This is a genomic window from Okeania sp. (assembly GCF_983059655.1).
In genome coordinates this window covers 1-3,875 of record NZ_CEZPJD010000756.1, presented here as the reverse complement: position 1 = coordinate 3,875, position 3,875 = coordinate 1, and the positions used below count along the sequence as shown (strand labels likewise).

Sequence of the window (3,875 nt, the reverse complement as noted above, 5' to 3'; positions counted from 1 at the left end):
TCGATCCACAAAATTGGTGGACTCATAGGAGTGAAGAATGGATAATTACCCCTATTGGTGGGAGAGGAACATCTGATACATTAGACATTTGGTTTGGTCAAGATAGTGAAGGTCGTCAATGCGCTCATGGTATGCTAGGAGCAATGCCAGGTTCAGGAAAATCTACTCTTTATCACGTTCTTATTTTAGGCTTGGCAACCCGTTATAGTCCGTCAGAATTGAGATTTTATCTAATTGATGGTAAATATGGCGTAGAATTAGCCCCCTATCGTAATTTACCTCATACCGAAGTGGTTTCTTTGCATTCTTCCCCTGAATTATCCCGTAGTGTGTTAACAGAATTAATTGCGGAAAAAGAACGACGCAACACTTTATTTAAACGACTAGGGGTGGTAGAATTAGCTGATTATCATCGTTTAGGACAACCAGAAGGAAAAGTCCCTCGCATTCTTTTAGTGGTTGATGAGTATCAAGAATTATTTTTCGACGATCAGGACGATACTGCTTCAAGTCAACTACTCATTTTAGCTCAACAGGGACGGAGTGCAGGAATTCATATGTTATTGGCTTCACAACGGTTTGGTGCGGCGGGAATGCGAGATAAAACGGGGATTTTCGGTAGCATTCACCTGAGAATGGGTATGAAAATGTCTAATTCTGATATTCAAGCGTTGACAGAATTTGGCAAGCGAGGCAAACAGTCCTTAATGAAGTGTGATTTGCCGGGGAAAATCGTAGTTAATGACAGTAGTGGTGATGATAACTCTAATTATTCTGGTAAAGTGGCATTTATCGAAAAGTCTCGCCGAGATGAGGTTATTCAAGCTTTAATGCAAAAAGCTCATCAACTTCCCCCTGAAGATTATGCGGAAGCAGTAGTTTTTGATGGAGATTCTCAGCCAAATTTAGTAGATAATCCTCAATTACGCCATATTTTAGATTACGGTAAATGTTTATCTCCTACGGAATGGGAAAATATAGCAGGAAAGCCTTTTTCCCAAGGAGGTTTAGCAATTCCTGACTGGTTTAGTGCAGAACACCCAACTTTGATGTGGTTAGGACAAGAATTCAGTGTTCGTCAACAAGCAAGGGTGATTTTACGCCGTCGTCCCGGTGAAAACATTCTAATCATTGGAGGAGACTATAATACGGCTCGTTATGGAATGTTAACCTCAATTTTGACCAGTTTAGCCTTAAATGGAAATCCCCAACAACTTCGCCTTGTGGTAGTTGATCGCAGTATTGTAGGAACACAATGGAATACTGCCTTAGAAGCGGTTTGTCAAACAATTTTGAATCCTGCAAAGTTTGCTGTGGAGTTTAAGCGAGAAAATAAAGATATTCCTCCGATTTTAACCAATTTAATCACCCAACTCGAAGAAAGAAGCCAACTCAGTGAAGTAGACTTACTTACCCAACCATCTATTTTTGTCCTAATGACCGAATTAGACAGAGTAGATGACTTAAGACGGAGTTATAACCCACATTATAGCGATGAAAGCTCTTTAGCCCAGCAAATTAAGCGATTATTCATCGAAGGACCCACTAAAGGTATTCATCTCATTCTCAGTTTTTCTGGGATCAAAGCCCTATCCAATGTCTTTGATCAACGGCAAAGTTTACGCTCCTTTCGCCATCGAGTCGCGTTACAGATATCACAAGATGATTCTTTCGATGTTGTTAATTCTCGCAAAGCCTCTCGCTTGCAAAAGGATGGAGATGTTCCTATTCAAGCCCTTGATTTGGATAATGACAGCGATCGCACTACCCTCTTTAAACCCTATAGTACAGAGTCAACACCAGGCTTACAGGAGCAAATTGAAATCATTGCTAATGCTGTAATTAACAGAATTTAACCCCTAACAAACCAATGGATGACCAATTTTTACAACTTAAACAGTTTAAAGAAACCCTTGAACAATTTAACGATCATATTAGTGCTTCTTGGAAAGAAGTAGAAACTGCTTACGAGGATCTTTACCCTCATTGGGAAGATGAAAACCGTCGTAAACACGAACAATTATGGCTACCTGTGCAAGAACAGATGAAAAATTATCTAAATCGTCAAAGTCCTGCCTATACAGACTTTTTAAACCATAAATTACAAGTATTAGAGAGGTATTTAAAAGGTGGATAATTCTCTCAAAAATGCACTTTTATCCTATCAAGCTGCCTTAAATAAGCATTTACTGGTTCTTAAGGAAGAATTAGAGGTCCTAGAAACAGCATGGCGATCGCTAAATGATGTTTATGAAGGAGCAGCTGCAGAAGAGTTTAAAGAAGCTTGGAGAAAAACCATAGTCGATTTTGAGGATTCTGTAGGCAAAATGGAAACAATACTTTATTTTCTCGAAGAAATAACTGAAAATGCTAATTGATTTAATATGACTATTCAAGATCCCCGTAGACTCATTACCAGACTTGATGAGTTACTTAAAGAACTCAAAGGGTGGACAATTACCACCCGTGATACCTTAACCAATATGTCATGGCATCAAAATCAAGGAGAAGAAAAAGTTACACAAGCCCAATATCATGCTGCCATTATTCAAGATCAGGCAAAGAATGATCAAGAAGCAGTCGATGAAGCTTATAATGAAGTTACTCTATTGTTGTCTGATTGTTATCAAGCGCTGGATAATGCTGAAGAAAATTTAAGACAAGCAGAAAACAGTCAAAATCAAGCGCAATCTACCTTAAATCATTGGGAAAATGAATTGAGTATTGCACAGATTTGGTTAGGACAGGCAGAAGCTCAATTACGAAGTGCTATAGCGCAAAGAGAGCAAGCAGAAATTGATGTGCGCAATGCAGAGTCAGACTTACAAAGCGCAAAAGATAACCTCAGAAATTGCGAAAATTCTGGTTATACTGACGCTGAGGGGCGATATCATGCCTCAGAATGCTCTCATCAGGAAGCAGGAGTCAGTCAAGCCAGAAGTGAGCTTCAAGCTGCTAATCAAGCTTTAGATCAAGCTAGGGCAGAAGAAGCAGCAGCAAAGGATGAAGTAGGGCGAGCACAAGCAAGGGTCAACTCTTGTCATAATGCAGTGGGATATGCTCAAGACGCTAACCATATAGCGGATATTGCCTTAAATAATGCCCATTACGCTCTCAGTGTTGCCGAACGTAGTTTAGAAAATGCTCATGCTGCCAAGCGTGAAGTAGAAAGAGCGCAAGTTGAGGCAAAAAATGAGCAGGAAATGGCAGATTTTATGTCTTTAGCTGTTAGTACAGCGCAAAATCTTACAGAAGAAGCTAGAAGTGACTTTAAAGGAGCAGAAAGCTCAGGAGACTCTGCCCAACAGCAAGAATTCCAAGTTTCCAGAGAATTAGAGGATAGGGTAGAAAGTTTGATTGAATTAAATCGTCCACCTTTATTTTAGATATTTTAGGGAGCAGAACAAATGGAAATGGAAGAAACTCTTGGGAGAATGCAACACAAATCGCGTCACTTACAAGAGTATCGTAAAGATATTCGGGGCGCATGGCAAGATGAGGCTGCCAATACTCTGAATACTCGTTATCTCAACCCCCATGAAGATGATGATCGGAAAATGATTGAATTTCTTCAAGAACAAGTGCAAGGCTTAGAAAAAGCTAATGAGGAGTTGAATCAAGCCAAAGAACACGCTTTGGAAGCAGATCGCTATTCCCAACAAGTTGAACATTTCTTAGAACAAGAAAAACAGGAAGTTAAACGATCTCGTCATTCTTATGACTTGTCTATAGAATATTATGGTCTAACTCAAGCAGAATTGTCTAATATTGACCAATTAATTCAAAAAGCTAACAGCTGTGGTTGACGCAACTTGTCGTGGATATATCTGAAATAATTCCCAACAATATGCTATATTATAGAGCTACTGCGTAAA

General features: G+C 39.4%; 5 protein-coding genes. All 5 read left to right on the top strand.

What is annotated here, in order from left to right:
- Positions 1 to 1,856 (top strand): FtsK/SpoIIIE domain-containing protein (locus tag AC3DU7_RS27890; RefSeq protein WP_488042512.1); only part of this gene is annotated, 1,856 nt, incomplete at its 5' end.
- Positions 1,857 to 1,870: 14 nt separating this feature from the next.
- Positions 1,871 to 2,137 carry a hypothetical protein gene (locus AC3DU7_RS27885; protein ID WP_488042511.1) on the top strand — a complete coding sequence of 89 codons (267 nt, stop codon included), beginning with the start codon at positions 1,871 to 1,873 and terminating at the stop codon, positions 2,135 to 2,137.
- Positions 2,130 to 2,378: a hypothetical protein gene (locus AC3DU7_RS27880; protein ID WP_488042510.1), complete on the top strand. Its 249-nt coding sequence runs from the start codon at positions 2,130 to 2,132 to the stop codon at positions 2,376 to 2,378. The genes AC3DU7_RS27885 and AC3DU7_RS27880 overlap by 8 nt, the downstream gene beginning before the upstream one ends.
- Before the next feature lie 6 nt (positions 2,379 to 2,384).
- Complete coding sequence (locus AC3DU7_RS27875; RefSeq protein ID WP_488042509.1) at positions 2,385 to 3,386, top strand: hypothetical protein; 1,002 nt, start codon at positions 2,385 to 2,387, stop codon at positions 3,384 to 3,386.
- A gap of 27 nt (positions 3,387 to 3,413) precedes the next feature.
- Positions 3,414 to 3,806, top strand: coding sequence for a hypothetical protein (locus AC3DU7_RS27870; protein WP_488042508.1), 393 nt, complete (start codon positions 3,414 to 3,416; stop codon positions 3,804 to 3,806).
- Positions 3,807 to 3,875 lie beyond the last annotated feature (69 nt).

Coding starts and splice junctions, on each gene's coding strand:
- AC3DU7_RS27870 (WP_488042508.1), top strand. CDS start 3,414: ATGGAAGAAACTCTTGGGAGAATGCAACACAAATCGCGTCACTTACAA.
- AC3DU7_RS27875 (WP_488042509.1), top strand. CDS start 2,385: ATGACTATTCAAGATCCCCGTAGACTCATTACCAGACTTGATGAGTTA.
- AC3DU7_RS27885 (WP_488042511.1), top strand. CDS start 1,871: ATGGATGACCAATTTTTACAACTTAAACAGTTTAAAGAAACCCTTGAA.